Raw genomic sequence first — 26,803 nt, forward strand, 5'->3', positions numbered from 1 at the left:
GAAAAGCCAATAAACAGGAATTGTCCACTTTTAGTCAAACATAAAGCATCGTACAGAAAAGACGCAGCGAGGGCCTCCCGGCCAAGCCGGGAGAGCCCTCACCAAGTTGCCGTGGAGACGAGGAGAAATGAAACCTCAGGACGAACCGCGAGAGAAATGCGGACCGCTCCCAAGAACCCGTCTAATAGAAGAACGGGCGCTCATCCCTGCACCATCAACGCACGGTCGTGTCACCAGTTCCCGTTGTTGTCGTTGTTGTTCCTGTGGTGGTGCTCCTGCTCACGGTCCCAGTTGTCGTTGCGGTTGTCGTTGTGGATGACGATGCAGATCTCGCCGCCACCGTGGTGGCGCCGGCCGCCCCAGCCGCCCCAGCCGCCGCCGCCCCAGCCACCGTTGTGACGGTTCCTGCAGCGCTGGTGGTGGCGGTTGTGGTGGTGGTGGTGGCGACGTCCCCAGCCAAAGTCGTCGCCGAAGTCGTCCGACGCGAGGACGGACGTGCCGGTGCTGACCTGCGTGGCGGCGTTGGCCGCGGTGGTCGTCGCGCCCGCGCTGACCATGCCGCCGGTCAGTGCGGTGCTGAAGGCGAGGCCTGCGATAACAGTCTTGAGCTTGGGCATTGCGTGTTCCCCCTAAAGGATCGATTGCCCCGTTCTCGGCGTTTCCGAATTGCCAGGAAACTGATCTTGGACGGCTGCTGAAGGCGCATCCATGGAATGTCATTTCCGGGCCGGTGGACGGGCAAACAGATACGACCCTATTTTGCTCTACATTAACAATCTTATTGCTCGCATTAAACATTTATCAAATGAAAAGAGATGATATGTCCGATTGTTCCGCGAATGGCGTGGCGAGCGCGCGAGGCAATGGACTACTCACCGGCCGCCGGCCGATTCCGGGCGTTCCAGTGGCGATGCGATGCGCAGGCGGTGGCCGCCCGAGGACGCGAAAGTCCGCGGGCTGACAAACCGGCTGCAAGGTACGCGCTTATGCCGCCGGCCGCATTCGCAAAAATGGTGATGCGTACCCGACTGGAATGCGCGTGATTCTCCCTGTGGACTTCCGGACCGCCTCGAAGTTAACGGTGAGTAGGTCAGTCGTCACTCTGGGTATCGTCATGGTTTCCGGCCGTGGGGCACATAAACGGCATGCGGCAGCTTTTGCCACACCTTTGGGGTGCCATGAGATCGATTAGACATGTATGCAGTCAAATATCCCTACATGTCCGAATCCCGGAATCCGGACCCCACCCGCGGACGATGGTTATCGTTGAAGGAACGGGAAGCGAGGAACAAGGAGGGGGAGCCATGCTCGCGGAGCCGACCCCACACTGGCCGGGACGCATGATCGGTTCGGTGCACGTCCGATCCACCCCGGAGGGCCCCGGCGACCAGGCGGTGTTCGTCCACGGGCTGGCCGGGGCGGCCACCAACTGGACCGACCTCATGGACGAGCTCAAGGACACCGTCACCGGCCACGCCATCGACCTGCCCGGCGCCGGCTTCTCGCCCGCGCCGGAGGACGGCGACTACACGGTGGCGGGTCACGCCAACGCCGTGATCGGCCTGCTGGAGCACACCGGCCCGGCCCACCTGTTCGGCAACTCGCTCGGCGGCGCGATCTCCGTCAGGGTCGCCGCCGTCCGTCCCGACCTGGTCCGCTCGCTCACGCTCATCTCGCCCGCCCTGCCCGACCTGCTGCCCCGATACGGTCCCGTCCGCGTGGCCGCCGCCGCGGTGCCCAGAGTGGGAGAACTGGTGGCGTCCTGGATACGCCTGCTCCCGGCCGAGCAGCGCATCACCGCCTCCATGGCCATGGTGTGGGCCGACGCCGACGCCGTGCATCCCGTACGCCTGCGCGACGCCATCGAGGAGCAGCGCAGGCGCGACGACCTGCCCTACGCCGGAGACGCCATGATCGGCTCGGCCCGGGGCATCGTGGCCGAATACTTCCGCCTCGGCAAGGACACTCTTTGGAGCCAGGCGGCTCAGGTCAAGGCCCGGACGCTGATCATTCACGGCCGGCACGACCGGCTGGTGCGACCGGCCATGGCCAGGAAGGCTTACCGTACGTTCCGGCAGGTCAGGCTCGTCCTGCTGCCGACGGCGGGGCATGTGGCGATGATGGAGATGCCGCAGGTGGTGGCGGCGGAGGCACGCCGTCTGATCGGTGAGACGCGATTGGGGAATGCCCCACTGCCCGGCTAGGTTTCACAAGGAGATAAGACCCCTGGAAGCGGGAGTGTAGAAAGTGTCGTTGCCACCGCTGGTCGAGCCGGCCACAGAGCTGACCGTCGACGAAGTGCGCCGCTACTCGCGCCACCTGATCATCCCCGATGTGGGCATGGCGGGGCAGAAGCGGCTGAAGAATGCCAAGGTGCTGTGTGTGGGCGCCGGGGGCCTGGGCTCGCCCGCGCTGATGTACCTCGCGGCGGCGGGCGTCGGCACCCTCGGCGTCATCGACTTCGACGTGGTCGATGAGTCCAACCTGCAGCGCCAGATCATCCACGGCCAGTCCGACGTCGGCAGGCTGAAGGCCGAGAGCGCCGCGGCGTCGGTCCGCGAGATCAATCCGCTGGTCGAGGTCGTGATCCACAACACGGCCCTGACCACCGAGAACGTCATGGAGATCTTCTCCGGCTACGACCTCATCGTCGACGGCACCGACAACTTCGCCACGCGTTACATGGTGAACGACGCGGCGGTGCTGCTCGGCAAGCCGTATGTCTGGGGCTCGATCTACCGCTTCGACGGCCAGGCCAGCGTGTTCTGGGCCGAGCATGGCCCCTGCTACCGCTGCCTCTACCCGGAGCCCCCGCCTCCCGGCATGGTGCCGTCGTGCGCCGAGGGCGGCGTGCTCGGCGTGTTGTGCGCGTCGATCGGCTCCATCCAGGTCAACGAGGCCATCAAGCTCCTCACCGGCATCGGCGACCCGCTGGTCGGGCGGCTGATGATCTATGACGCCCTGGAGATGAAGTACCGCGACGTCAAGGTCCGCAAGGACCCCGAGTGCGTGCTGTGCGGCAAGAACCCGACGGTCACCGAGCTGCTCGAGGACTACGAGGCGTTCTGCGGCGCGATCTCCGACGAGGCCGCCGAGGCCGCGACCGGCTCCACGATCACCGCGCAGGAGCTCAAGGCCATGCAGGACAACGGCGAGAACATCTTCCTCGTCGACGTCCGCGAGATCAACGAGTACGAGATCGTCTCCATCCCCGGCGCCACGCTGATCCCGAAGGGCGAGTTCCTCAACGGCTCGGCCCTGGAGAAGCTGCCGCAGGACAAGAAGATCGTGCTCCACTGCAAGTCGGGCGCCCGCTCCGCCGAGGCTCTCGCGATCGTCAAGAGCGCCGGCTTCTCTGACGCCGTGCACGTCGGCGGCGGCGTGCTGAGCTGGGTCAAGACCGTCGACCCGAGCCTGCCCAGCTACTAGGGGTTTTTGGGGATGTTCACAAGGACGCCCCTATTAAGGTCGATGGAGTGAACTCCGCCCGCCCATGGCCCACTCTCGTGGTGGCCTCCGCGCTGACTCTGATCTGCGCGGTGGCCGCCGGGGTGGCGGGCAGCGCGGCGGGCACGGAGCTCACCCGCGGTCCCAGCACGGCCGAGTTGCACGCGGCGGCGAAACGTGAGGTCGCCGAGCGCTGGCACGCGTGGCCCACAGGCCGCATCTTCCCCGCCACCCTGCCCTACGCGGCCGAGCAGGGCGGGCAGGAACGTGCCAGCAGGATCGGCATCTCCCCGCGGATCGCGTGCGGCGACGCCTCGGTGGACGCCAAGGCGGTCAAGGCCCTGCGCAAGGCGGGCTGCAAGGGTGTGTTGCGGGCCACCTACATCGACGCGCTGCGCGGTGTGCTCGTCACGATCGGCGTGGTGGCGCTGCGCGACGAGCCGGGCGCCGTACGCGCCAAGTCCGCCTTCGCCGACACCGGCAAGCCCTCTCCGGGCCTTCAGCCGCTGGCTTTCCGCGGGACGGTGTCCGACCGGTTCACGTCCGCGGTCCGGCAGACCGGATCGGTACGTCAGGCGGGGCCCTATCTGGTGCTGACCACCGCCGGCCAGGTGGACGGCAGGCCCGCGAAAGCGGCGGGCGAGCCGCGGCCGGCGATCTTCGCCTTCGCCGCCGAGATCTCCGAGCACGTGCTGACCGATCTGAGCACGCCCAAGATGCCCGACTGCGCCGCGAGCGAGTGGCAGTGCTGAGGCGCGCCGCGGTGGCCGCGGTGGCCGGGGCGCTGCTGTTCGCGGGGCCGCCCGCGATGGCCGACGACGTACGCGGCGGGCAGCAGGCGGTGATCAAGACGTTGCGCCTCACCGAGGCGTGGCGGACCAGCAAGGGCGCCGGGGTGCTGGTGGCCGTGCTGGACTCCGGCGTCGATCCGCACCATCGTGACCTGGCCGAGTCCGTACGCGTGGGCAAGGATTTCACCGCGGGAGCGAATCCGCCGGGGGTGAGTCCCAGCAGGTTGCACGGCACGTACATGGCCTCACTGATCGCCGGTCATGGCCATGGGCCCCAGGGAAAACGGGGGATCATCGGCGTCGCGCCAGAAGCGGACGTACTGTCGGTAAGGGTCATCCTTGAGGATGAGGAGCCGGGTTTCCGCGAGTTCAATTCGGCCGAGCGCTTCGAGAACGTGGTGGCCCGTGGCATCCGCTACGCGGTGGACGAGGGGGCGGACGTGATCAACATGTCGATCTCCAAGGAGCTGGCGACCCGGGAGGAGCGCGCGGCCATCCGCTACGCCATCTCCAAGGGCGTCGTGCTCGTCGCCGCCGCGGGCAACGAAGGCGACAGGAAGATCGACGGCGACTTCGCCCCTTACTCCTACCCGGCCGCCTTCCCCGGCGTCGTCTCGGTCGGAGCGACCGATCGCAGGTTGCGGCGGGCCACGTTCTCCAACTGGAACTCCTCGGTGCTGGTGGCAGCCCCCGGCGTGGACATCATGGGCGCGGGCCCCGGCGACGAGTACTGGGTCGGCCGCGGCACCTCACAGGCCACCGCGCTGGTGTCGGGCGTCGCCGCCCTCCTTAAAGCCAAATATCCGGATATGTCGCCGCTGCTGGTCGCCCGCGCCCTCGCCGACAGCGCCGACGACCGGCCCCCGGGCGGCTACGACACCGCGACCGGCTTCGGCGTCGTCAACGCCGCCAACGCCCTGGCGCAGGCGGCCAGGCTGGCCGGGCACACCGAGAGCGCCACGGGCGCCGAGGCCCAGGATCCCGCCGTGCCGCTGGCCGGCGGCCAGGCCGGTCCTGTCAAGGTCATTGTCAGGGACGAACGACGCGTCACGGTGTACACAGCCATCGCCGCCGCGGCCGCCGTCGGAGCACTGGCATCGTTGGCTGTCATATTCATCCTGGTCAGACGCGTACGCCGGGAGCACATCTCACAAGACGCATGATCCGCCCACCAAGGGGGACGAAATAGACAGGAGCGAGAGCGGGAACGAGGCGGTGGTGAAGGCACGTAGGTCAACCTCAGGGCTGCCGCGCGCCGGGGGAGAAGCCACGCAGGGGCAGAGGAACCCGCTTGGCGCCACCACCGGCCGCCGATCACGTGTGCGCGCGTGGCCCGCGGCGGACTCGCGCAGGCGGACGGCCGCCAAGGAACGGGCCGACCTGGCCACGCTCCAATTGGGCGTCCGTTACCGCCGGGTCTTCGTGTTGCTGCTCGGCGTCATCATCTCCGTGTCGGCGGTCGTCGTCCTGATGGGCACGATCGGCCTGTTCGCCGAGACACGTTCGCGCCCGCTGACGCCCTCCGAGCAGAACCAGTACAAGCAGGAGGAGATCGCCCGGCGCTGGCAGGCATGGCCGGCCACGGGCGTCTTTCCCGACGAGGTGAAATACCTCGGGCTCGACCGCGCCCAGCAGTACGCCAAGCGCGTCGGCATCGCCCCCGAGACCGAGTGCGCCAAGGGCGTGGACGCCTCCGTCGCCGGAGTGCTCCAGAACCACGGCTGCGTCACGATGTTGCGGGCCACGTACATGGACCAGACGGCCTCCTTCGTCATCACGGTCGGCGTGGCCGTGCTGAAGGACGAGGAGGCCAGGGTCTCGGCCGGCGAGGAGCTCACCCAGGACGACCGCGTGGGCGTGCTGCCGGTCGCCTTCCCCGGCACCGTGAGCGAACGCTTCGGGCCCGACCAGCGACAGCGCACGAGCTGGGTGGGGGCGGGGCCGTACCTCGTGTTCTCCACGGCGGGCTACACCGACGGGCGCACCAGGGCCGCGATCCCGCCCGAGGAGATCCTGCACAGCGAGCTCTGGCCGGCCGCCAAGTCGGTCGGCAACCAGATCGCCTACTTCCTGGCGGACCCGCCCAAGGTGCCGCCCTGTACCCAGGGGAACGTGTGCTGAGCGCCGTACGCGTCGTCACCGCCGCCCTGCTCGTCTTCACGGGCCCGGCCGCCGATCCGGTCAGGGACCAGCAGCAGTGGGTGCTCGACGCGCTCAACATCGAGCAGGCCTGGTCGGTCACCAAGGGCGAGGGCGTCACCGTCGCCGTCGTGGACAGCGCCGTGGACAGAGAGGTCAAGGAACTGAAGGGCCGCGTCAACGCCGGCCCCGACATGACCACCGGCACGGTCGAACGCGAGCTGCCGGCCGGCAAGCACGGCACCGCCATGGCGGCCCTGATCGCCGGCTCCGGCGAGGGCGACGGCCTCATCGGCGTCGCCCCCGGCGCGCGCATCCTGTCGCTGCCCATGATCATCGACGATGAGCCCGGCTTCGCCGTCCCGCCTCAGGCGAGCGACGACATGGTCGCGGAGAGCCCGCTGGCCCGCGCCCTCCGGTACGCCGCCAACCACGGCGCCCAGGTCGTCAGCATGTCGATCGGCTCCTACGGCCCCCTCAGGTCCGAACGCGAGGCCGTCTCGTACGCGCTCGGCAAGGGCGTCGTCCTGGTCGCCGCCGTGGGCAACGACGGCCTGACCGAGTACGCCAAGGAGAAGGGCACCTCCTACTGGAGCTTCCCGGCCGGCTACCCGGGGGTCATCGGCGTGGCGGCCACCGACAAGCAGGGCAAACGGGCCACGTTCAGCAGCGACAACCTGTCCGTGCTCGTCTCCGCGCCCGGCGTGGACGTGCCGGTGGTCAAACGTAAGAGCGGCTACGAGTTGTCCGAGGGCACCAGCTCGGCCGCCGCCCTGGTCGCCGGCGTGGCCGCGCTCATCAAGTCGCGCTACCCGGCCCTGCGGCCCGAGCAGGTCGCCCAGGCCCTGTCCTCCAGCGCTCGCGGACGGCCCGCCGCCGGATACGACGACCAGACCGGCTTCGGCGTGGTGGACGCCGCTGCCGCGCTGAACGCCGCGGAGCGGCTCACGGGCGCGCAACGCAGCGTGGCGCCCGGGATGGAGCATTTCGGCCAGGGTGAGGACTCGCCCGTGCCGGAGCGGCCGGGGCCCGATCCGCTGCGGCTGTGGTTGTACGGGGGAGGGGTGCTGGTGGCGCTGATCATGTTCTGCGGCGCGATCGTCGTACTCAACCAGCGCAAGGAAGAATGACCCGATCAGGCGTTTCTGGTTGGCCGGAAGATCCGCTATGGTCGCGCGTCATGGGATACGAGCTGCGGGTGGTGCGCGATTCGCCACTCGCCTTCGCGGAGCTCGCGAAGGCCATCGCGCCGGCCGGTTTCGAGCTGCGCGGATCTGACGAGATCGTGGCCGGCCACGGGGGTGGCACGCATCCGGTGGCGAGCTGGCAGGGCCAGCTCGTCGGCGAGCCCGGCTCCGACTGGCAGGTGGCCCAGCTCCTGAGGCTGGCGACCGCGCTCGGCGCCCGCCTCGTGGGCGAGGACGGCGAGATCTACGGGCTGCGCGACGGCGTCATCGAGGTCGCCGCGGCCGGCAGCGTCGTGGAGATCGGCAAGTTCGAGCAGATCATCGACGCGGGCCCGGCCGCATGGAGTCCGTGAACCCCTTCGCCGAGCGGGTGCTCGACCTCGTCGAACGCATCCCGCCCGGCAAGGTCATGGCCTACGGCGACATCGCCGAATACCTCGGCGAGGGCGGCCCCCGTCAGGTCGGCAAGGTGATGTCCACCTGGGGAGGCGGCGTGCCCTGGTGGCGCGTCGTCCATTCCGACGGCACCGCCGCCGCCCCTGACCACCTGCGACGCTGCCTGACCCACTGGCGCGAGGAGGGCACACCCCTGCGCGGCGAACGCGTGGACATGCGCCTGGGCCGCTGGGACGGGCGTTCAGCGGATTTTCAGTAACCCATCTGACCTGCGGCTTCGCTAATCGAGCGATCCGGTGACATGTGACTCCCATTACCATGGGCAAAACACTCATGGCGGCCCGAAAGGCGGTGCCACCCCTATGGCCACCGGCGTCACAGCCCAAAGCCAGGGCGGCGATTCGCTCGCCGACCGCCTGAAGGCTGTCCAGGATCTCTGTGACCGTGGAGAACCCCTCGAAGCGGTCATGCGAGCGGTCGGCCCCGGCGGTCGCGACGCGGCGTTCGACACCGAGGTGCTCAGCGGTCCCCTCGGGGCCCGCATCGACCTGGCGGTCAAACGTGGCGCCCCGCGACGGCGCGAAATGCTCGACCTCCTGCGCCCCTACCTCGCGGGCGTGGACGCCGGCGTCAAACGTGACCTGCCGGTCGCGCGACGCGTCATCTGCCACCTGATCGAGCATCGGCCCGACGACGAACTCGTCGAGGGCGAGACGCTCACCAAGGTCGTGGCCGCGGCGGCCGAGCCGTCCAAGCGCATCCGCAAGGGCCTGCGCTGGTACGCCGACCTGCCCTTCCGCGACGAACTGCCGCCCGACCTCTACCGCCTGCGGCGCGCCGACCTGGTGCCGGTGACCCACATCGACGACATCGTCTGGGTCGACGGCAAGCTCCGCGTGAGCGGCTTCGCCTACCTGGCCGGGCTCTCCGTCCGCAGCCGCAGGTTCAACTGGGCGACCGTGGTGCTGCGCGGGCCGCGCTGGCTGCCGCCCATCCGCATGCGCACCCGCCGCCTCCTGGCCCCCGAGGCCACCCACGGTGCGCGCGAGCCCGGCTGCAACTACGACTGGTCCGGCTTCACCGCCGACCTGAGCCCGTGGCCGCTGCGCTGGCGTGGCGCCGTGCGCGCCCTGGTCCACGGCGTACGCCGGCGCATGCGCAACCGTCCCTCCGTGCCCGACGCCACGACGTGGCGGGCCGAGATCGTGTTCTGGAGCCGGGGCGCGCGGGCGACCGGCCTGCTGCGCGGCTCCTCGATCGGCCGCCCCGAGCGCCCCGCGGGGCTCAAGCTCAGGCCCGGCTGGTGGGTCAGGCCCGTCTGGACCTCCGACCGCGCGCTGCAGGTCGTGCTCCAGCCCAACAGGGCCGAGCTGACCGGCGTGTCCGTCGACGGCGAACGCCTCGAACTGAAGATCTTCCTGCCCGGGCGGCAGGTCACCAAGGGCCACGCCAGGCTCGGCGGTCACCGCATCGCCGCCGACTTCACGCCGTCGGGCGACGGCACGCAGGTGCTGGTCGGGCTGGTCGTATCCACTCTGCTGCAGGAGAAGGACGGGCGGCGGCTCTGGGTCGAGCCCAAGGGCGACCCCGCTGCCTCCGTCATGCTGGCCGACCTGGCCGACACCCGCACGCCCGTCGGCGACCGCGAGATCACCGTGCTCGGCGACCGCCGCGACCGGGTCGTCGTCTCCGCCCACCGCATCCGCCCGGTGATCACCTCGGCGGTCTGGGAGGGCCCGGCGCTCGTCCTGAGCGGCCACTACCCCGACGCTCCCGGCTCCCGCACGCTCACGCTGCGGCACCGCTCAGGGCTGTCCTACTGGGTGCCGATGGAGCGCTCCGGCGACGACTTCTCCGTACGCGTGGAGCCCGCCACCATGGACCGCTTCGGCGAGCCCGTGCCGCTGGCCTCCGGCACCTGGAACATGTCGCTGCGCCACCCGTCCGGCGAGATCGTCCCGCTGCGCATGGACCACGCGGCCCTGGGCGGCCTGGACGAGGAGCCGCGCACGCTCGGCGGCCACGTCTACCGCATGATCTCGACCCGCTTCGACGTGCCGGTGATCACGGTGGAGGAGGACCGGCCCGCCCAGGAACGCGGCGTCGCCGGCACCCACGTCCTGCGCCGCGTCTTCTACCCGGCCCAGCGCACCGAGTCGCTGCGCGACACGACCGTCTACGTCGTCAACGACGGCCGCCTCTACGCCGACAGCGTCCGCGCCATCTACGAGGAGCGGCTGCGCAGGGGCGACGACCGCGACCACATCTGGATCGTCAAGGACGGCGCCTTCGTGCCGCCGGGCGGCGCCACCGTCGTCCGCGCGGGCAGCCGCGAACACCACGAGGCCCTGGCCAGATCCCGCCACATCATCACCAACTCGTTCCTGCCCGCCTGGTTCCGGGCCCGCGAGGACCAGGTGGTGGTGCAGACCTGGCACGGCACGCCCTCCAAGCTCATCGGCAACGACCAGCCCCACATGAACCGCGACCCCAAGCCCCCGATCTGGCACCGCCAGGCGGCGGAGGTGCGCGGCTGGGACCTGCTCCTGTCGCAGTCGCCGTGGGCCACGCCGGTGCTGCGCAAGGCGTTCGGCTACAAGGGCGAGATCCTGGAGAGCGGCCTGCCCCGCAACGACGTGCTCAACTCGCCCGATCGCGACGCCCTGGCGGCTGCGGTGCGCGAGCGGCTGGGCCTGGCCGAGGGCAAGCGCGTGATCCTGTACGCGCCGACGTGGCGCGACTACGACCGCAAGAACGCCATGGTCAAGCTCGACCTCGCCAAGGCGCGCGAGGCGCTCGGGGCCGACCACGAGATCCTCGTACGCGCCCACCCGATGCAGGCCCCGCCGGCCGTCCCCGACATCGCCCGCGACGTCACCACCTACCCCGACGTCGCCGACCTCCTCCTGGTCGCCGACGTCCTGGTGACCGACTACTCCTCGGTCATGTTCGACTTCGCCTGCACCGGCAAGCCGATCGTCCTGTACGGCTACGACCTGGCGAAATACTCCTCGAAGCGCGGCCTCCACATCGACCTGCCCGACCAGGCGCCCGGCCCGCTGCTGTCGACGTCGGCCGATGTGGTCGACGCCCTGCGATCCATCGACGAGGTGGCGGCCGCGCACGCGGACCGCTACGACGCCTTCCGCGCCACCTTCGCCCCCCGCGACGACGGCAAGGCCACGGCCCGCGTAGTGGACCACCTCTTCTCCTGACCCGCCACCGACGCCCCCTGGCCTGCTACCGGCCCAGGGGAGCGCTGGTGCGGACCGGGCTCAACCCCGGGTGACGGGGGTCGGCGGGGTGGCGGACATGGCGTAGAGGACGTCGCGTAGGGCGGATCCGCGGCTGCGCAGCCAGACGAGCCGCAGCGCCAACCCAGGCGGATCGTCCGATACCCGTACCAAAGCCCCCGTGTCCAGATCCGACCCCAGGGCGAAGTCCGGCAGCAACGCCCGCCCCAGCCCCTGCCGGGTCCACTCGCGGGCGGTGGCGAGGCTGGTCAGTTCCCTGCGCGAAACCTCAGCCCCGAAGAGCCGATCGGCGGCCAGCCGGATCGAACAGCCCAGCGGGCTCACCAGGAGCGGGTCGGGATCCCCGCCGGGAGCCGAGACGAGGGACAGCCCGACCTCACCCACGTCGGCGAACTCCAGGTCGGGCGGCGGCGTGAAGCCCAGCCCGCCGATCTGCGGCCCCGAGTCGAGCAGCAGCGCCGCGTCCAGTTCGCCGCGCGACACCTCGGCCAGCAGCGCCTGCCTGGTCAAGGAGCACACGTCCACGTCCAGGTCGGGCCGCCGCTGCGAGAGGTGACGGATCACGGCGGGCAGCTTGGCGGCGGCGAGCATCTCCAGAGCGCCTATCCGAACGCGCCTGCGCCCGCCCGTGACGGCGCGCCGTACCTCGTCGGCGTGGTCGAGCAGGTCACGAGCGCGTGCCAGCAGCGTCGCGCCGGGCCCGGTCAGCCGCATGCCGTGCGGAGTGCGCTCGAAGAGGGTCACACCGAGGCCGCTCTCCAGCCTGCGCACCTGCTCCGACACCGACGCGGGCGCCAGACCGAGGCTGTTGGCCGCCGCGGTGACGGTGCCCCCTTCCGCGACCGCAACGAACCCCCGCAAATGCCTCAGTTCCATACCTTGCAGCATACGGTTTTCCCGAATGCCCCTTGCGGTTCCCCCTGTTGAGCGTGGGTGCCGGGTTTCAGCAGGCTGAGGCGCATGAAGATGTTCGGTTTCTCCCTTGCCTACTTCCTGGTGATCCTCGACACGACCGTGCTGACGATCGCGCTCCCGGACCTGCGTGCCTCCCTCGGCGGCTCGCTGGCCGGGCAGCAGTGGGCGGTCAACGCGTACACGGTGGCCTTCGCCGCGTCGCTGCTGGTCGGGGGAGCGGTGGCCGACAGGTACGGCGCGGCCAGGATCTTCAAGGTCGGTGTGCTCGCCTTCGGCGTGATCTCCCTGGTCAGTGCCGCCGCACCGGACCTGGGAGTGCTGATCGCGCTGCGCGCTCTGCTCGGGGTGGCGGGCGCGCTGTGCACGGGCGGCTCGCTCGGCCTGCTCGCCCAGCTCTTCCCCGACCAGAAGGCCCGCGCCCGCGCCACCGGGCTGTGGGCCGCCATCACCGGCAGCGCGCTCGCGGCAGGACCACTGCTCGGCGGCCTGCTCGTGGACGTGTACGGCTGGCGCGCTGTTTTCCTGCTCAACCCGCCCATCGCCCTGATCAGCCTGCTGGCCATGCGCGCGGTCCGCTCCCCGGGCGGCCACCGGCGCATCGACTGGCGGGTACAGCTCCTGGCCTGCGTGTTCCTGGGCCTGCTCGCCCAGTCCCTGATCGGCCCCTCCCTCGTCGCCGGCCTCCTCGCCCTGGCCACCCTGGCCGCGCTCGTCCTGGCGGAACGCCGCAGCACCGCCCCCGCCCTGCCCGGCGGCCTGCTCACCGCGACCTGGCCCGAACTGCTCGCCGGCACGGTGGCCAACTTCGCCTTCTCCGGCGCCCTGTTCGTGCTCACGCTCCTCCTGCAGGACACCCGCCACCTGACGCCGCTGCAGGCCGGCCTGGCCTTCCTCCCGCTCACGCTCCCCATGACCGTCAACCCGCTGCTCACCGGCCGCCTCGTGGCCCGCTACGGTCCTCGCCCGCCGATTCTCGGCGGCCTCGCCCTGATCACCGCGGGACTGACCGGCGTCGCCCTCACCGACACTCTGGCGCCATGGCTGGTGGTGATGGGCTTCGGGCTGTCGTTCGTGCTGCCCGCGCTGATGGCCGGCATGGTCAACAGCGCTCCGCCCGGCACCGCGGGAACGGCCGGCGGCGTGCTCAACGCCTTCCGCCAGGTCGGCGCGACCCTGGGCGTGGCCGTCATGGGCGTCATCGCCCACCCTCTGCCGACCGCGGCCGTCCTGACCGCCGTGACCTTCGCCTGCTACGGCCTGACGCTCCGCCGCACCCGCGCCGCCGTGCCCGCCTGACGGGGAGGCAGGGGTCAGAAGAGCTCGGGGAGGTCGTCCGGGAGCGGGTAGATCCTCTTGGGGTCGTAGTCCGTGGTGAACGTCAGATCCGCCGCGGTCGCCGGCATGGCGTTGTTCGGCAGGTTCTCGATGAGCAGGTAGAGCAGGGCCGCCATGGTGGTGCCGCAGACGATCTCCCCGGACTCGACGAGCTTGCGGATCTCCGCCATGCGTACCCACTCCACCCGCTCCGCCTCCCAGGGATCGGACGGCGGCCCGATGTGGGTGGCCGAGTCGGCCCGGTAGATGTGGTGGAGGTTGTCGGAGATGCCGTTGCTCGGCTGGATCGACAGCAGCGGCCGCAGGGGGCCGGGACGCCAGCCGGTCTCCTCCTCGACCTCGCGGGCGGCCGCGGCTCCGGGCAGCTCGCCCTCGTCGACCTGCCCGAGCGGGATCTCCCAGCCCCAGCTGTCGGTGATGAAGCGGTGCCGCCAGATGAGCAGCACATGGTCCTTGTCGTCGGTGACGACGGCGCCCGCCGCCGGCGCCGAGCGTATGAGGCGGTGGTCGAGACGGCGCCCGTCGGGCAACTCCACATCCGCCACCCGGACGTCCAGCCATCGGTCGTGGTAGAGCGACTTCTCGGAGTGGACCTGCCAGCGCATGCACGGTACGTTACAAGGCCGCACGCTCCGTATGCGGTCAAAACGCAGAAGTCACGCCCGAAACTCCACCTCCAGGGTCAGCGGCGACTGCCTGATGTCGTACGAGGTGCAGCCCGCGCTCGCGAGCAACCCCTCGAATTGGGCTTTCGTGTACGCCCGCCGCGGCAGGAACGACCGCAGCGCGAACCTGGTGAACGCCCTGGACACCGTCCCGAGCCCCATCCGCGCCACGTCCGCGTCCACGGCCTGCTTGGAGGGGTCCCTGCGCAGGTCCAGGATGAACCCGTGCCCGCCGGGCCGCAGCACCCGGCGCATCTCCCGCAGCGCCCCGGCCGGGTCGGAGAAGTTCTTGAAGGCGGCGCAGCAGATGAGGAAGTCGAAGCTGCCGTCGTCGAACGGCATCGCGGAGGCGTTCCCGATCCTGAAGTCCACCTCCACCCCGGCCTCGGCGGCCTTGGCCCGCGCGATCTCGACGAACGTCTCGCTGATGTCGAGCCCGGTGACCGTGTAGTCGCCGGTCCTGGCCAGGGCGATCGACAGGTACCCGGGTCCCGGGGCCACCTCCAGGATCTCGGCCCCCGGCCGTGCGTACTCCCGCACCTTGACGACCTGATCGTCGTATCTGTCGGGGGCCCTGCCGTTGCTGGCGGCGTACCAGCGGGCGATGGGGCCCTCCATGCCGATGCCCTTGTATCCCTTTGCCATCATGCAAAAGACGATATATCGCGTCTGGTCAAAGTCAAGACATATCGTGTATGCGCGCTTCCGCCAAGCATGGGACCTGCCCGGATGCCCGGCCTCGTAACGCTCGCGGCGAACACGCGCTCCGGCGTGTCGCCAGAGATGGGCACTTTTCCCTCGATACCGTAGGCGGATCGCGAGGGGAGACCGGGCAAGTCGGCACGATCTACCCCTGTGGTCTGGTGGAATCTAGTGCTGTGAGTGCTCAGACCTGGCGGTTGGTGCGTAGAGGTGGCGGGGGGCCAAATGTGCCCCCTGAGCTGGATGAGCACCAGCGTGCCGTGGTGGAGCACCGGAGCGGCCCCCTCCTCGTGCTCGCGGGCCCGGGCAGCGGCAAGACGACCACGATCGTCGAGAGCGTGGTCGACAGGATCGAGCGGCGCGGGGTCGACCCCGAGCGCGTGCTCATCCTCACCTTCAGCCGCAAGGCCGCCGAGGAGCTGCGCCAGCGCGTCACCGGCCGCCTGCGCCGCACCACCCGCACCCCGCTGGCCCTGACCTTCCACTCCTACGCCTACGCGCTGCTGCGCCGCGAGTCCATCCTTGAGGGCAAGCCCCCGCCACGCCTGCTCACCGGCCCCGAGCAGCTCCTGGAGATCCGGCGGCTGCTCCACGGCGAGCTGGAGAAGGGCGCGCCCGACTGGCCCGCGTCGCTGCGCGAGGCGCTCAAGACGCGCGGCTTCGCCGAGGAGCTGCGCGACTTCCTGTCCAGGGCCAACGAGCGCGGCCTCGACGGCGAGCGGCTGGTGGCGCTCGGGCGCTTGCACGGGCGCGGCGACTGGGCGGCGGCGGGGCGCTTCTCCGAGCGCTACCAGGACCGGTTCGACCTCGCGCCGGAGGAGACCTACGACTACGCCGAGCTGATCGGGGCCGCCTCCGCGCTGCTGGACAGGCCGGAGATCCGCGAGCGGGAGCGGGCGGCGCACGACGTGGTGTTCGTGGACGAATACCAGGACACCGACCCGGCCCAGGAGCTCATGCTGGCCCAGCTCGCCGGCGACGGTCGTGACCTGGTCGCGGTCGGCGACCCCGACCAGTCGATCTACGGGTTCAGGGGCGCCGACGTCCAGGGCATCATGAAGTTCCCCGAGCGATTCAAGGCCCTCGACGGGAGCGAGGCGCCCGTGCTGGCGCTGCGGGTGTGCCGCAGGAGCGGGGCCGACCTGCTGGAGGCCTCCCGCCGGGTGGCGGCCAAGCTGCCGGTCGCCCCGGCGCCGGAGCACGACCAGCGGCACGGCCACCGCGACCTGGTGCCCCTGCTGGAGGCCGACCCCGGCGACGTACGCGTCCTGCTGGCCGACAGCACCAGCCAGGAGGCCGCGATCGTGGCCGACACGCTGCGCCGCGCCCACCTGATCGACGGGGTTCCCTGGTCTCGGATGGCGGTGCTGGTCCGCTCGGCCAGGCGGCAGGTGCCGCTGCTGCGGCGGGCGCTGGTCAACGCCGGGGTGCCGACGATGATCGCGGGCGACGAGGTGCCGATCGCGCAGGAGCCCGGCGTGCGGCCGCTGCTCACGATGTTGCGCGTGGCGATGGATTCGTCCCTGCTCGACGAGGGGGTGGCCGAGGAACTGCTGACGGGGCCGCTCGGGGGCACGGACATGATCGGGGTACGCCGCCTCCGCCGCGCACTCAAGATCGCCGAGAACGAGGCCATGAACGCCCAGTCCCCCGGCGAGGAGGCCGTGAGCGCCGAGCCCTCCGGGGAGGAGCTCAAGGCACGTTCGTCCGGTGAGTTGCTCGTCGCCGCCATCAAGGACGCCCGCGAGCTGACCCGGGTGGAGCCCCACGTGGCCCTCCCGGCCGAGCGCGTGGCCAAGCTGCTGACCGCCGCCCGCGAGGCGGCCCGCCAGGAGGGCACGGCGGAAGACCTCCTGTGGGCCGTCTGGCAGGGCAGCGGCCTGTCCGAGCGCTGGAGCGGGCTGAGCCTGTCGGGCGGCCCCAGGGGCGCGCAGGCCGACCGAGACCTCGACGCGGTGGTGGCCCTGTTCGACCACGCGGCCAGGTTCGTGGACCGGATGCCCATGGCGGGGCCCGAGGTGTTCATCGACGACCTGGCCGCCCAGGAGATCCCCGGCGACACGCTGGCCGACCGGGCGCCCGACGGAGACGCCGTACGCGTGCTGACGGCCCACCGCTCCAAGGGCCTCGAATGGGACGTCGTGGTCGTGGCGGGCGTACAGGAGGGGGTCTGGCCCGACCTGCGCCTGCGGGGATCGATGCTGGGCGTGGAGGACCTGGTGGAGGTGGTCGAGGGCGCCAAGCCGAGCGCCGCCTCGCTGACCTCCAAGCTGCTGGCCGAGGAGCGCAGGCTGTTCTACGTGGCCGCCACCAGGGCCAGGCGCAGGCTCGTGGTCACCGCCGTGGGTGGCGAGGACACCGACGAGCGCCCGTCCAGGTTCCTGTCGGAGCTGATGCCGGGCGCGGTGGAGTCGGCCACGGTGGACGACCGGGCCCGCTGGCTGAACATGTCCGCCCTCGTGGCCGACCTGCGGAGCGCGGTCACCGATCCCACCAAACCGCGCAAGATGCGGCAGAACGCGGCGCAGCAGCTCGCCCGCCTCGCCGCCGCAGGAGTCCAGGGCGCCCACCCCAACGACTGGTACGCCCTGACGCCCATCTCCGACGACCGCCCCCTGAGCTGGCCCGGCGACATCGTGAACATCTCCCCGTCGGCGGTCGAGAGCTTCACCAAGTGCGGCCTGCGCTGGCTCCTGGAGACGGCGGTCGGCGCGGCGGGCACCAGCACCGCCCAGGGCCTGGGCAACATCATCCACGCCCTGGCCGTCCTGGCGGCCACCGACCTGCCCAGCGAGGACCTCCTGGGCGAGCGCCTCGACCAGATCTGGAACGACCTCGACTTCGGCGGCGTCTGGTACAACCGCAAGCAGCGCCAGGTCGCCGAGCAGATGATCGGCAAGTTCCTGCGCTGGCACAAGGAGAACCCGCGCGAGCTGGTGGCCCTGGAGGAGGCGTTCACGGCGATGGTGTCGGAGGGCGTGCAGATCAAGGGCCGCGTCGACCGCGTCGAGCGCGACTCGGACAACCGGGCGGTGATCATCGACCTCAAGACAGGCGGCTCCAAGCCCAAGGCGGGCGACCTCGACCGCCACCCGCAACTCGGCGTCTACCAGCTCGCCGCGCTGCTGGGCGCGTTCTCCAGGCACGGCATGACCGAGCCAGGCGGGGCGGCGCTGGTGCAGGTCGGCAAGGCGGCGGGCAAGAACGACGCCCTGGAGCAGGCGCAGCAACCACTGGCCGAGGACAAGGACCCTGGCTGGGCCAAGGACCTGGTGGACACGGTGGCGATCGGCATGTCGGGCCCGTTCTTCCAGGCCAAGGTCAACGACGGCTGCCGCACGTGCGCGGCCAGGGCGAGCTGCCCGGTCAACGACAACGGGGGCCAGGTGTGCTGAACCCCGTCGAACTGGCCGGCAAGCTCGGCATCCTGCCCCCCACCGACGAGCAGGCCTCGGTCATCGAGTCGCCGCTGGAGCCGATGGTCGTCATGGCCGGCGCGGGTTCGGGCAAGAGCGAGACGATGGCGGGCCGCGTGGTCTGGCTGGTCGCCAACGGCCTGGTCAAACCGGAGAACGTGCTGGGCCTGACCTTCACCCGCAAGGCCGCCGCCGAGCTGGCCACCAGGGTCAGGGAGCGGCTGAACGGCCTGGCGGAGGCCGGTCTCGTCGAGCCGGGCGCGCTGGACAACGAGCCGACCGTGTCCACCTACCACGCCTACGCCGCCCGCCTGGTCACCGACCACGCGCTGCGCGAGGGCCTTGAGCCCACCATGCGCCTGGTCACCCCGGCCGTGTCGTGGCAACTCGCCTCGCGGGTGGTGGCGATGTACGACGGGCCGATGGACAAGATCGAGCTGGGCCCGCCCTCGGTCACGGCCGCCCTGCTGGAGCTGGCCGGCGAGCTGTCGGAGCACCTGCGGGCCTCCGCCGACATCCGGCGGGTGGGGGAGTGGCTGAACGACAGGCTCGCGCTGCTCCCCGGCAGGACGACGCTGGCCCAGCGCAAGCCGCTCACCGTCCAGGCGGCCAGGGAGCAGTTGCTGCCGCTGGTGGAGGCGTACGAACGGCTCAAAAGGGGTCGTGAGGTCATCGACTACGGCGACCAGATGTCGCTGGCCGCCAGGATCGCCTCCGGCCACAAGGAGGTCGGCGAGATCGAGCGCTCGCGCTACTCCGTGGTCCTGCTCGACGAGTACCAGGACACCAGCCATGCCCAGCTGGTCCTGCTGCGAAGCCTTTACGGTGGCGGCCATCCGGTCACGGCCGTGGGTGACCCGTGCCAGTCGATCTACGGCTGGCGCGGCGCCTCGGCGGGCAACCTGCGGCGTTTCCCGCGCGACTTCCGCACCGGCACAGGGGACCTCGCGCCGGTCCGGCAGCTCAGCGTCAGCTTCCGCAACGGCGACCGTGTCCTCGACGTGGCCGCACGCGTGCAACTCCCGCTGCGCATGGAGGCCCGTGAGGTTCCCGTGCTGGTCCCCGGCCCGAACCGGGTCGAAAGAGGCCGCGTCAGCTGCGCCTTCCACGAGACCGCCGAGGACGAGGCGAAGTGGATCGCCGACGGCATCCACAGGATCCTCGGGCAGGAGGTCGCGCCCGACGGCCTGCCGTGGGGCGAGAAGGAGCGCAAGAAGACGCTCGCCGTGCAGCCCCAGGACGTCGCCATCCTGGCCCGCAAGCGCTCGCAGTTCCCCGCGCTGCGCAGGGCGCTGGAGGAGCGCGACATCCCGGTCGAGGTGGTGGGCCTGGGCGGCCTGCTGACCGTGCCCGAGGTGAACGACATCGTCGCCACCCTCCGCGTCCTGTACGACCCCACGGCCGGCGACGCGCTGGCCCGGTTGCTGGCGGGCCCCCGCTGGCGGATCGGCCCGGCCGACCTGCGGGTGCTGGGGGAGCGCGCCAGGGAGCTGGCCCGCGAGCTGAGCGAGAGCCACCGCGAGGTCGACCCGCTCGACCAGGTGGTGGCCGACCTGGCCGAGGAGCGCGGCAGCCTGGTGGACGCGCTGGACGAGCTGCCCGACAGGGAGGCGTGGCTGGAGTCGTTCTCGCCGCTGGCCCGCACGCGGATGGTCGCGCTCGCGCAGGAGCTGCGCCAGTTGCGCGCGCACACCGCGCAGCCGCTGCCCGACCTGATCATGGAGGTGGAGCGCAGGCTCGGGCTGGACATCGAGGTGGCCGCGCGCAGCGGCACCGTAGGGGCGTTCGCGGCGCGGGCCGACCTCGACGCCTTCCTCGACGCGGCCTCCAGGTTCGCGGGCGACGCGGAGGACCCGACGCTGGGGGCGTTCCTGGCCTACCTGCAGGCGGCGGAGAGCGAGGAGTTCGGGCTGGAGGCGGGCCGGGTCGGCGAGAGCAACAGCGTCAAGCTGATGACCGTGCACGCCTCGAAGGGCCTGGAGTGGCCGATCGTGGTGGTGCCCGGCCTGTCGCAGCTCGTCAGCTCGAAGGGGACGATCGCGACGGGCAGCATGTTCCCGGCCACGCCGGTCATGAACAGCCGCTGGACGGAGAACCCGCGCAAGATCCCGTACGCGCTGCGCGGCGACGCCGCCGACCTGCCGAGGCTGGGCGGGCTGAGCAAGGAGGAGCTGGCCGCGTTCGACGAGCAATGCCGCGAGCGGGACCTGATGGAGGAGCGCAGGCTCGCTTACGTGGCCGTGACCCGCGCCCATTACCACCTGATCGCCTCCGGCTACCGCTGGGGCACCGCCACCAAGCCCCTGCTGCCGTCGGACTTCCTGCTGGAGATCCGCGACACCGCCGACCGGGTCTCGTTCTGGGCCGACGACCTCGAAGAGGGTGCCGGCAACCCGCTGCTCGCCGAGCCCGCCGAGGCCGTCTGGCCGGTCACGCCCGAGGGACTGCGGTACGAGTCCGTGCTCGACGGCGCGCAACTGGTCGAGGACGCGCTGGCGGGCACGCTGGGGCAGGAGGAGGAAGAGCAGCTCAAAGCGTACGAGGAGGAGCGGTTGCGGGCCTGGCAGCGTGACACGGACCTGCTGCTGCGTGAGCGGGACCTGCACCGGCGCAGGCCCGCCACCACGGTCGAGCTGCCCATGAAGCTGACCGTGTCGTCGCTGGTCACGCTGGCCGCCGATCCGCGCGAGCTGGCCCGCAGGATCCGCCGTCCCGTGCCGGTCAAGCCCGCGCCGCTGGCCCGCCGGGGGACCTCGTTCCACAAGTGGCTGGAGACGCGGTGGGACCAGCAGCGGCTGATCGACGACTTCGAGCTCTACGACGAGGAGCTCGAAGAGGCCGACGTGCGGCTGGCGGAGCTGCAGGAGCGGTTCGAGGAGAGCGAGTGGTCCGATCGGCGGCCGGTCGATCTGGAGGTGCCGTTCGAGACCATGATCGCCGATCGGCTGGTGCGGGGGCGGATGGACGCCGTCTTCGAGCGGCCCGGCGGCGGTTACGAGGTCGTCGACTGGAAGACGGGGCAGCCGCCCAGGGGCAAGAAGGCCGCGCGGGCCGCGACGGTGCAGCTCGCGGCCTACCGGCTGGCCTGGTCCCACCTGGCGGGGGTGCCGTTGGAGGAGGTGGGGGCGGCCTTCCACTACGTCCGCGTCAACCGCACCGAGCGGCCCGTGGACCTGCTCGACGCCGCCGGGCTGGTCGCGCTGATCGAGGGGGTCAGGCTCCTAGATGGTGGAAAGCCGGCTTCGGGTGCATGAGGAAGTCGTGGTGGGAGATGTTCCAGGCGTACGCCCCGGCCATCTCGAACACCACGGTGTCCCCCACATGAACCGAAGTCTCGATATTTCGGGCGAAAACGTCTTTTGGGGTGCATAGCTGGCCGACGAACGTGATCTCGCCCGCCACGCCCGCCCCCTTGCCCGTCGGCAGGATCGTGAACGGCTGGTCGTGGCCCTTGGTCACCGGGGTGCGCAGGTGGTGGGTGCCGCCCAGCAGGATCGCGTACGCCTCGCCGCGCACCCGCTTCACGTCCACGACCCGGGTCACGTAGTGGCCGCAGTACGCAGTCAGCGCCCGCCCCGGCTCGACCCGCAACCGCCTGCCTCCGCGCAGCTCGCCGAGCCCGGCCCCATAGGCGGCCCAGTCGAACCTGGCCTCCGGCTCCGCGTACGACACCGCCATCCCGCCCCCCAGGTTGACCTCCTCGTAGGAGTGGTCGAGCAACGCCTCCGCGAGTTCCAGGAGCTGGGGCGCCTCCAGCCCGCTGGCCAGGTGGGTGTGCAGGCCGCGCAGCCGTACCCGGTCGCCGAACAGCGGCAGGCACTCGGCCACCCCGTCCCCGTCCATCCCGAACGGCCCGCTCATCGTCAGCGCCGCGCCCCGCACCGGCAGGTCCGGGTTGAGCCTGAGCAGCACGTCCGCCTCCAGCCCCGTGGCGAGCAGGCGGCGCAGCTCGTTCGGGGACTCGACGTGCAGGCGGTGGTGCGGCAGCCGCAGCTCGGCGTCGGTCTTGCCCGGCCCGCCCAGCGCCACCGGCGTGCCCGGGAACAGGCCCGTGACGTGCGCGTGCTCGCCCGCCGACGACACCTCGAACCCGTCCACGTGCCGCGCCAGCACCCGCAGCAACTCGGCGTCGGGGTTGGCCTTGACGGCGTAGTACAGCTCCGTGGGGCCCAGCGCCCGCCGTACGGACGCGACGTGCTCGTCCAGCGCGGGCAGGTCATAGAGATAGGCCGGGGCCTCGGCGAGGCTCAGAGCGGCCTCCTGGACGCGCGGGCCGATCATGCGAGAGGGTTCGCGATCGGGACGTACCCGGCGGCGCGGTCGGCCGCCCTGGCCCAGCGCACGCCCAGGTTCGCCTTGGCGGGCAGCGGCGCCCCCGCCAGCAGGTCCGACATCGGCAGCGGCCGGCCCAGGTCGGCGCTCTGGCGGGCGAGCACGTCCCCGGCGATCGGCCAGAGCTCCCGCAGCAGGTCGTCGTCCGTTCCCGCGAGCGCGGCGGCGATCTCGGTGAGGTGGTTGACGAGCAGGCAGTAGACCACGCGGGCCCAGCCGCGCTCGGCGTCGTAGGTCAGGGCGCGGGCCACCTCGGGGTGCAGGCCGCCCAGGTCGTGGCGGCCCTCGACGAGCTTGGCGCCCTCCAGGTCGCGGAAGATCGCCTGTACGGGGTCCCCGGAGGCGTCCAGGCCGACCAGGACGTTCTGGAGATGGGGCTCCAGTACGACGCCGTGCGTGAAATACAACTCCAGGACCGGCGGCGCGACCACCGTCACGTATGCCCGCCACCACGCGAGGGGGTCGTGGGCCTTCACCTCCAGGGCGAGGGCGGCCGACAGGATCGGGACGACGCCGGGGGAGCAGGCCGTCCAGGGGCTCTGCCTGACGATCACGCCGAGCCCTTCGTGGAGCCTGGTGCCGAGGGCGGCGGAGCGGTAGCCGGGTTCGGGGAGCCAGCGGGTGGTGGGGTGCTTGGCGGAAATTTCGTCAAATATGGGCTTTAGTCGTTCGGTCAGTTCGACGGCCCCGGCCAGCTCGTACCAGGCGTTCTTCCGTACGCAGTTCGTGATCCGTACATCCAGGGAGAACTTCAGGCAGACCTCCGCCTCCGGGACGTACACGGTCCGCACCGACGAGGTCGGCGCCACCACCGGCCCCGGCCCCAGATCGATCAGCTCATCCCCGAACGCCGGCCGCAGCAGTTCGAGCTGCCAGGGATGCGCAGGCAACACCCGATACCCCTCCGGCGCCCGCCCCATCGCGTCGAGCACGCCGGTGTCGCCGTCCTCCGCCAGCACCTCCTCCCGCACGCCCAGCAGCCTGACGGGGAACTCGGCGTGCGCCTCGGGCGCGTACCGCAGCCAGCCCTCCCCGCCGCGCGCCTTGGGGCTGGGATGGAACGGATGCCCGTACACCAGCGCCTGCTCCGAGGCCAGCCAGGGATCGGCGGGCGGCACCGCCTCGGCCCTGGCCGCGAGGATCGCCGCCACCGCGTGCCTGCTGGCCGTCACCTGCCCGGCGAACTCGCCGTTGTGCGCCTGCGACCCGGACTCCGCGAACTCGGCCTCCACCAGCCGGACCAGCTCGTCGGTTGACAACGGCCGCCAGGCCCCGGCCTCCAGCCGCTCGGGCGGGCCGTCGAAGCGCAGCGCCGCGCCGCCGTGCGTGCGGGCCCGCAGCAGCGTGCCCGCCACCCGCAGCAGCAGGTACGGCGGCGCCGGCCACACCAGGCCGCGCGGCCCGGCCACCTCCCGCACGCTACAGCGCAGCAGGGCCGCCAGCGTCGCCTCCTCGGCCAGGCCGGAGGGCGCCTCGATCTCGGCGGCGTCTGGGGCCAGTCCTCGCATTCAAGCTCTCCTCAGGTAGTTGGGCCCGCTGGTGCCGTAGAACTTGTTGACGTCGCGTGCGCCGGAACGTTCCTTCGACAGGAGGGTCCCGGCTGTGATCATGGACTTGCCGGTGAGCCTGACCGCGTCGAGCGTCCTGGCGCGCAGGATCCTGGCCATGGGGTCGTCGCCGTACCCGTCGAGCTCCTCGGCCAGGGTGTCCCGCAGCAGCGCCGCCGCCCGGTCGTGCGGCAGCGCCCCGAACGCCACCGCCGCGGCGGCCAGGTGCAGCGTGATGGTCACGAACACGTCGGCCAGCGCGTGGGGGTCGTCGTTCACCATGCGCTCGTCGCCGAACTCCGGCACCTCGACCCCGGCGGCCCGCAACCTCGACGGCGACGCCATCAGGCCGTCGTTGTCCTTGACCAGCAGCCGCATGCGCCCACCCTGGAACAGCAGGCCCAGGTTCTGCTGATGCGCTTCGAGCGCGACGCCGTACCGCACGAAGAGCCGCACGTTCCAGCGCAGCAACAACCGCAGATACGCCGGCAGCACATCACCCAGCTCATCGAGCACCCCCGGAGAGCTCAGCGCCGCGACCGGCACGATCTTCCCCTCGGGCAGCCGCCTGACCATCCACGCGAGGTACTCGTGCCCGGCATGCGCGTAGGTCTGCTCGTCGGCCACCACCACGTCAGGATCGGCCAGCTCCCGCAACAACAGTTCGGCCCTGGCCCCGTCGCCCAGCGTCCCCGGCTTGATCGACCGCCGGTTCCTGGCCCCCAGCGTGCTGATGGGCAGCGGCACCTTGAGATGAACCCGCGGGCTGATCTCCACGGTCCGCATCGACAGGGTGGGCCGCACGGTCACGGCCGCCTCGCCGAGCAGCCGCACCCCGTCGATCTTCCGCACCTCGGCCACGGCCAGCGGATGCACGGGGAACAACACCTCGTCGTCCATGAGGTTCCGGCCGGCCGGCGCCACGTCGGCGGGGAGGCGTACGGCGGAGCCCGGCGCGAGCGCGCGGCGCGGCACCACCGCCCACCGCAGCTCGAACGAGCCCCCGAACTCCGGCGCGTAGGCCATCAGCTCACGCTCGGACAACCCCACCCGCGCCCGGGAAGTCGGATAGACCGGATGGTCGGCAAAGGCGGCCAACGTCTCATAAGAGGGCTGCCCGAGCAGCACCGACTCCGCATGACCATCGTGAAGTTCCAGCGCGGACAGCGCGGCGAGGCACTCCTCGAAGAAGGCCGCCACCCCTTCCGAGTCCGCCGGGTCTGACACCTCCACCAGCGTCTCCAGCACCTGCTCCAGCCCCAGCCGCTCATCCCCGGCGACCACGAAGTCCTGGAACAACCCCCCGGGAGAAAGCCGCGCCCACCGCCCGTCGGCCAGCAGCAGCCCGACCCCGTCCTTGGTCCTGGCGACACGGGACCCCAGCCCCCCGTAGTTCTCCCGCAGCAGGGCGTCCAGCACTCGAGCGGCCAGGTACGCCTCCCGAGCCGTCATTCGACCACCCAGGGCCGCGCCGCCCGATACTCGGAGATGGCCGTGTCCACCCGCTCCCGCGAGGGCCCCACGGCGCGCAACACGCCCAGGTAGTCCCGGTTCGTATGGGTGAGCGAGACCACGTCCCCCACGTCCCGCAACGGCCGATGCCACAACCGCACGTCACCGCTGACCACGCTCTCGTGCCCGGGTGCCTGCTTGACCGTGCCCGCCCGATCCGCGACGAGGCTGACCGCGCTCCCGAACCCCCCGGACGGCACGGAAGGCACCCCCCGCCCAAGGTGCACCCCCAGAATCCACTCGAACACCGGCACGCCGAGCACATCCCCCAGCAGGAAGTCGCAGTGGTCCCCGATCGCCCGATAGTTCACCTCGACGAGACGGGGCCCCGAGGACGTGACCACGTACTCGGTGTGACAGGCCCCGAACCCCACCTCGAGCGCCCGCAACGCCTCCAGCACATGCGCATGGGACCCATCCGGCGGCGCCCAGTCCAGCCGCTCCTCCACGAAGTACGGCAAAGCCCCCAAAGTCGTCTCGAATCCCCCGAGCACCCGCAGCCCGCTCTCGTCCCCCAAGGTTTCGAGCGTCCGCAACGGCCCTTCGAGGTACTCCTCCACGACCAGCGCCTCACCGTCCCGCCGCTTCCTGACCTCGGCCACCGCTCCAGGAAGGTCGCGCTCGACCAGCATGACGTCCTCGCTGGCCACCCCCTCACGGGGTTTCAGGACGACCGGATAGGGCACGTGCGTGGGCGCCGGTTCGCCGGGGGCGATCCGGATGGAGAACACCTGCTCGATTCCCGCTTCCAGGAGCCTCCGACGCATCAGGAACTTGTTCTTGGCCGAGGCGCACGCCCGCCAGTCCTTGCCCGGCAGCCCGAAATACGCCGCCGCGAGCGCCGTCTCCGTCTGCAGATGGTCGGAGTTGGTGAAGATCGCGTCCGGCCTGCCGAGGTGTTCGACGGCGTCGATCAGGGCCCGTGGGTCCCGTACGTCACACGCCACCGCGTCTGGATGTCGCTCCGGGCGATCGGTCAGGATCGTCACCTCGCAACCGAGCGCCCGAGCCGCCGGCAGGAAGCCGTCCGTCACGGAATCGGTTGGTTTGAGCGCGGTCAGGTAGAGCCGCAACGCGAAGGCACCCCCGAAGAATCAGGTAAGGCTAACCTAACTCGTCGATCTTAGCCCCAGCGAGATCACCCCGGGGCCCGGATACCGTAATC

Annotated in this window: 20 protein-coding genes; 12 read left to right on the forward strand and 8 right to left on the reverse strand. The window is 71.0% G+C overall.

Annotation, left to right across the window (positions count from 1 at the left end; all coding sequences use genetic code 11):
* Positions 1-230: 230 nt before the first annotated feature.
* On the reverse strand, positions 231-617 hold the full coding sequence (locus ACFPZ3_RS39465) for a hypothetical protein (protein WP_379519471.1): 387 nt from the start codon (positions 615-617) through the stop codon (positions 231-233).
* Positions 618-1,304: 687 nt separating this feature from the next.
* Here ACFPZ3_RS39465 and ACFPZ3_RS39470 point away from each other — a divergent pair.
* The 9 genes from ACFPZ3_RS39470 to ACFPZ3_RS39510 all read left to right on the forward strand — a co-directional run bounded on the left by ACFPZ3_RS39470 (position 1,305) and on the right by ACFPZ3_RS39510 (position 11,175).
* On the forward strand, positions 1,305-2,204 hold the full coding sequence (locus tag ACFPZ3_RS39470) for an alpha/beta fold hydrolase (protein ID WP_379519472.1): 900 nt from the start codon (positions 1,305-1,307) through the stop codon (positions 2,202-2,204).
* Positions 2,205-2,247: 43 nt separating this feature from the next.
* Entirely contained in the window at positions 2,248-3,429 is a 1,182-nt protein-coding gene (moeZ, locus tag ACFPZ3_RS39475) for an adenylyltransferase/sulfurtransferase MoeZ (RefSeq protein WP_379519473.1), read from the forward strand.
* Between the two features lie 47 nt (positions 3,430-3,476).
* A complete protein-coding gene (locus ACFPZ3_RS39480) occupies positions 3,477-4,199 on the forward strand; it encodes a hypothetical protein (protein ID WP_379519474.1) in 723 nt (240 codons plus the stop codon).
* Positions 4,193-5,401, forward strand: a complete 1,209-nt coding sequence (locus tag ACFPZ3_RS39485) for a S8 family serine peptidase (RefSeq protein WP_379519475.1) — start codon at positions 4,193-4,195, stop codon at positions 5,399-5,401. Before ACFPZ3_RS39480 ends, ACFPZ3_RS39485 begins: the two co-directional genes overlap by 7 nt.
* 157 nt (positions 5,402-5,558) lie before the next feature.
* Positions 5,559-6,359, forward strand: coding sequence for a hypothetical protein (locus tag ACFPZ3_RS39490; RefSeq protein ID WP_379519476.1), 801 nt, complete (start codon positions 5,559-5,561; stop codon positions 6,357-6,359).
* A complete protein-coding gene (locus ACFPZ3_RS39495) occupies positions 6,353-7,507 on the forward strand; it encodes a S8 family serine peptidase (protein ID WP_379519477.1) in 1,155 nt (384 codons plus the stop codon). Before ACFPZ3_RS39490 ends, ACFPZ3_RS39495 begins: the two co-directional genes overlap by 7 nt.
* A 50-nt stretch (positions 7,508-7,557) precedes the next feature.
* Positions 7,558-7,917, forward strand: coding sequence for a hypothetical protein (locus ACFPZ3_RS39500; protein WP_379519478.1), 360 nt, complete (start codon positions 7,558-7,560; stop codon positions 7,915-7,917).
* The gene (locus ACFPZ3_RS39505; protein ID WP_379519479.1) at positions 7,905-8,219 is read left to right on the forward strand and encodes an MGMT family protein; all 315 of its coding nucleotides are present in this window, start codon (positions 7,905-7,907) and stop codon (positions 8,217-8,219) included. The genes ACFPZ3_RS39500 and ACFPZ3_RS39505 overlap by 13 nt, the downstream gene beginning before the upstream one ends.
* Before the next feature lie 208 nt (positions 8,220-8,427).
* A complete protein-coding gene (locus ACFPZ3_RS39510) occupies positions 8,428-11,175 on the forward strand; it encodes a CDP-glycerol glycerophosphotransferase family protein (RefSeq protein ID WP_379519480.1) in 2,748 nt (915 codons plus the stop codon).
* A gap of 60 nt (positions 11,176-11,235) precedes the next feature.
* On the opposite strand, the gene ACFPZ3_RS39515 is transcribed toward ACFPZ3_RS39510, so the two are convergent.
* On the reverse strand, positions 11,236-12,090 hold the full coding sequence (locus ACFPZ3_RS39515) for a LysR family transcriptional regulator (protein WP_379519481.1): 855 nt from the start codon (positions 12,088-12,090) through the stop codon (positions 11,236-11,238).
* An 84-nt stretch (positions 12,091-12,174) separates the two neighbouring features.
* On the opposite strand from ACFPZ3_RS39515, the gene ACFPZ3_RS39520 reads away from it, so the two are divergent.
* Positions 12,175-13,425, forward strand: a complete 1,251-nt coding sequence (locus tag ACFPZ3_RS39520; protein ID WP_379519482.1) for an MFS transporter — start codon at positions 12,175-12,177, stop codon at positions 13,423-13,425.
* Between the two features lie 14 nt (positions 13,426-13,439).
* Here ACFPZ3_RS39520 and ACFPZ3_RS39525 read toward each other — a convergent pair whose 3' ends face one another.
* Together ACFPZ3_RS39525 and ACFPZ3_RS39530 are read right to left on the reverse strand one after the other, a co-directional pair.
* Positions 13,440-14,069, reverse strand: coding sequence for an NUDIX hydrolase (locus ACFPZ3_RS39525; protein WP_379519483.1), 630 nt, complete (start codon positions 14,067-14,069; stop codon positions 13,440-13,442).
* Positions 14,070-14,120: 51 nt separating this feature from the next.
* Positions 14,121-14,777, reverse strand: coding sequence for a class I SAM-dependent methyltransferase (locus ACFPZ3_RS39530; RefSeq protein ID WP_379519484.1), 657 nt, complete (start codon positions 14,775-14,777; stop codon positions 14,121-14,123).
* Between the two features lie 281 nt (positions 14,778-15,058).
* Here ACFPZ3_RS39530 and ACFPZ3_RS39535 point away from each other — a divergent pair, with 281 nt between their 5' ends.
* Together ACFPZ3_RS39535 and ACFPZ3_RS39540 are read left to right on the forward strand one after the other, a co-directional pair.
* Complete coding sequence (locus ACFPZ3_RS39535) at positions 15,059-18,226, forward strand: ATP-dependent helicase (RefSeq protein WP_379519485.1); 3,168 nt, start codon at positions 15,059-15,061, stop codon at positions 18,224-18,226.
* Complete coding sequence (locus tag ACFPZ3_RS39540; protein WP_379519486.1) at positions 18,220-21,501, forward strand: ATP-dependent helicase; 3,282 nt, start codon at positions 18,220-18,222, stop codon at positions 21,499-21,501. Before ACFPZ3_RS39535 ends, ACFPZ3_RS39540 begins: the two co-directional genes overlap by 7 nt.
* Here the strand turns inward: ACFPZ3_RS39540 and ACFPZ3_RS39545 are convergent.
* The 4 genes from ACFPZ3_RS39545 to ACFPZ3_RS39560 are packed head-to-tail and all read right to left on the reverse strand — an operon-like array spanning position 21,461 to position 26,711.
* A complete protein-coding gene (locus tag ACFPZ3_RS39545) occupies positions 21,461-22,528 on the reverse strand; it encodes a type III PLP-dependent enzyme domain-containing protein (protein WP_379519487.1) in 1,068 nt (355 codons plus the stop codon). The genes ACFPZ3_RS39540 and ACFPZ3_RS39545 overlap by 41 nt on opposite strands.
* Entirely contained in the window at positions 22,525-24,087 is a 1,563-nt protein-coding gene (locus ACFPZ3_RS39550) for an IucA/IucC family protein (protein WP_379519488.1), read from the reverse strand. The genes ACFPZ3_RS39545 and ACFPZ3_RS39550 overlap by 4 nt, the downstream gene beginning before the upstream one ends.
* Positions 24,088-25,578 carry an IucA/IucC family protein gene (locus ACFPZ3_RS39555; protein ID WP_379519489.1) on the reverse strand — a complete coding sequence of 497 codons (1,491 nt, stop codon included), beginning with the start codon at positions 25,576-25,578 and terminating at the stop codon, positions 24,088-24,090.
* Positions 25,575-26,711, reverse strand: coding sequence for an ATP-grasp domain-containing protein (locus tag ACFPZ3_RS39560; protein WP_379519490.1), 1,137 nt, complete (start codon positions 26,709-26,711; stop codon positions 25,575-25,577). The genes ACFPZ3_RS39555 and ACFPZ3_RS39560 overlap by 4 nt, the downstream gene beginning before the upstream one ends.
* Positions 26,712-26,803 lie beyond the last annotated feature (92 nt).

This window comes from Nonomuraea insulae, assembly GCF_042656245.1.

Excerpts from the sequence above, each read along its gene's own strand:
- ACFPZ3_RS39525 (WP_379519483.1), bottom strand. The coding sequence starts at position 14,069 with ATGCGCTGGCAGGTCCACTCCGAGAAGTCGCTCTACCACGACCGATGG.
- ACFPZ3_RS39550 (WP_379519488.1), bottom strand. The coding sequence starts at position 24,087 with ATGCGAGGACTGGCCCCAGACGCCGCCGAGATCGAGGCGCCCTCCGGC.
- ACFPZ3_RS39545 (WP_379519487.1), bottom strand. The coding sequence starts at position 22,528 with ATGATCGGCCCGCGCGTCCAGGAGGCCGCTCTGAGCCTCGCCGAGGCC.
- ACFPZ3_RS39530 (WP_379519484.1), bottom strand. The coding sequence starts at position 14,777 with ATGATGGCAAAGGGATACAAGGGCATCGGCATGGAGGGCCCCATCGCC.
- ACFPZ3_RS39510 (WP_379519480.1), top strand. The coding sequence starts at position 8,428 with ATGCGAGCGGTCGGCCCCGGCGGTCGCGACGCGGCGTTCGACACCGAG.
- ACFPZ3_RS39515 (WP_379519481.1), bottom strand. The coding sequence starts at position 12,090 with ATGGAACTGAGGCATTTGCGGGGGTTCGTTGCGGTCGCGGAAGGGGGC.
- ACFPZ3_RS39465 (WP_379519471.1), bottom strand. The coding sequence starts at position 617 with ATGCCCAAGCTCAAGACTGTTATCGCAGGCCTCGCCTTCAGCACCGCA.
- ACFPZ3_RS39470 (WP_379519472.1), top strand. The coding sequence starts at position 1,305 with ATGCTCGCGGAGCCGACCCCACACTGGCCGGGACGCATGATCGGTTCG.
- ACFPZ3_RS39500 (WP_379519478.1), top strand. The coding sequence starts at position 7,558 with ATGGGATACGAGCTGCGGGTGGTGCGCGATTCGCCACTCGCCTTCGCG.
- ACFPZ3_RS39520 (WP_379519482.1), top strand. The coding sequence starts at position 12,175 with ATGAAGATGTTCGGTTTCTCCCTTGCCTACTTCCTGGTGATCCTCGAC.
- ACFPZ3_RS39555 (WP_379519489.1), bottom strand. The coding sequence starts at position 25,578 with ATGACGGCTCGGGAGGCGTACCTGGCCGCTCGAGTGCTGGACGCCCTG.
- ACFPZ3_RS39505 (WP_379519479.1), top strand. The coding sequence starts at position 7,905 with ATGGAGTCCGTGAACCCCTTCGCCGAGCGGGTGCTCGACCTCGTCGAA.